General features: G+C 42.3%; 1 protein-coding gene. It reads left to right on the forward strand.

All coding sequences use genetic code 11. The features are described 5' to 3' along the window. Positions 1-390: 390 nt before the first annotated feature. Positions 391-1,032, forward strand: coding sequence for an IS607 family transposase (locus tag F6K37_RS43070; RefSeq protein ID WP_044493348.1), 642 nt, complete (start codon positions 391-393; stop codon positions 1,030-1,032). Positions 1,033-1,269 lie beyond the last annotated feature (237 nt).

Consider the following 1,269-nt stretch of genomic DNA (forward strand, 5'->3'; position numbering starts at 1 on the left):
GTCAGAAGTCAAACTCTTGCGCTTCTTGATGCAATAGCGAGTGGGGGAAACCCCCAAGACCGCTTAGGTGCGCTTGACCTTGGCGAATTAAATTCGCCACGGGTCGCACCTCTGCATCGCTTACAAAGGGTGTGAGACTAATGTCGATGTCCTAACTGCCCTGGCGACTGCTATAATTATCCTGGAATTATATTATATAATAAATAATTAATTTGCTACTCTTGCCTATTGCTAGCTTGCCTCTTGCCTCTTGGTAGGTTGCCTATTGCTAGCTTGCCTCTTGCCTATTGCCTATTGCTAGCTTGCCTCTCTATAAAAAATAGACACCCTTGGACATTACTTACGAAATGAGGAATAATAGAGAGCGGAGTCATGAGATCTAGCATTGATATGGAAAGTCATTCTGAGATGACATTAAGCATTGGGGAGGCAGCTAAACAGCTAGGAGTCTCTACCAAAACCCTAAGACGGTGGGCTGATGGGGGAAAAATCAGATATCAACGTTCACCTACTGGACAACGACGATTCTACCTTAAAGATATCAAACATATAACACCAAGAAATTCTCAGCCATTGACGGACAGATTGACCATCAACTATGCCAGAGTTTCCAGTGATGAGCGAGAAAAAGACCTGAGGATTCAAATTCAATTATTAGAAAATTTTAGCACTGCTAATGGTTGGCAATACGAGACTATTTCTGATTTCGGGGGTGGTTTAAATTATCACAAAAAAGGATTGAACAAATTACTCAAAAAAATTATGACAGGGGATGTTGAACGGTTGGTGATTACTCACAAGGATAGATTGCTGAGATTTGGCTCAGAATTAATCTTTACCATTTGTGAAGAGTTTGGCACAGAAGTCGTTATCATTAATAAATCCCCAGAGGGAGTCAGCTTTGAAGACGAATTAACCCAAGACATGATGGAATTAATCACAGTCTTTTCTGCCCGTCTCTATGGCGCTAGGAGCGAAAAAAATAAAAAATTACTTGATGGAATGACTCAAGTGGTAAAGGCATTAGAGTAAAGAGTAGGTGGAGAGAGGGGAGTGTGGGAGGTGTGGGGAGATGGGGAGATGGGGAGATGGGGAGATGGGGAGATGGGGAGATTGGGGAGATTTTTATGTAAGTATTCAGTCGTGAGCTTTTAGCTCACGCTATGCGAACAGCTGTCAGCTGTCAGCCGTCAGCTTAAAATAAACCTCTTTTGTAAACTTCTTTTGGTATAATTTAAGGTAAGCATATGCGCTACGCGCACGCTACTT

Origin of the sequence: Moorena sp. SIO4E2 (assembly GCF_010671945.1) — a bacterium.
In the GTDB taxonomy this organism is placed as follows: Bacteria; Cyanobacteriota; Cyanobacteriia; order Cyanobacteriales; family Coleofasciculaceae; genus Moorena; species Moorena producens.

Excerpts from the sequence above, each read along its gene's own strand:
- F6K37_RS43070 (WP_044493348.1), top strand. The coding sequence starts at position 391 with ATGGAAAGTCATTCTGAGATGACATTAAGCATTGGGGAGGCAGCTAAA.